Annotated in this window: 1 protein-coding gene; it reads right to left on the reverse strand. The window is 62.5% G+C overall.

Annotation, left to right across the window (positions count from 1 at the left end; translation table 11 throughout):
- Nucleotides 1–256: hypothetical protein (locus CH341_RS34995; protein WP_170149922.1), on the reverse strand; the 256-nt coding region annotated here is incomplete at both ends.

Genomic DNA, 256 nt, shown 5'->3' on the forward strand with positions numbered 1-256 from the left:
GCATGGGCGAAGGATTTCTCTTCCCGCTTCAGCCGTCGGTCGAGGCCGGAGAGGCCGAAATGCAGCATGCGTCGTTCGACGCGCGGGTGTTTTGCGTCCTTGGCCATCGCTTCGATGTCGGCATATTCCGGCGGTTCTTTCTCGAAGCGCGCAGCTTCGAGGAGGCCGGCATAGACGACGGGCCGTTTGTCGCCAGAGGCGAGCATCTCCCGGTAGAGTTTTTCGGCGTCTGCGTTGCGGCCGCGGTAGAGCACAA

The sequence above is a fragment of the Rhodoplanes roseus genome (genome assembly GCF_003258865.1).
GTDB lineage: Bacteria > Pseudomonadota > Alphaproteobacteria > Rhizobiales > Xanthobacteraceae > Rhodoplanes > Rhodoplanes roseus.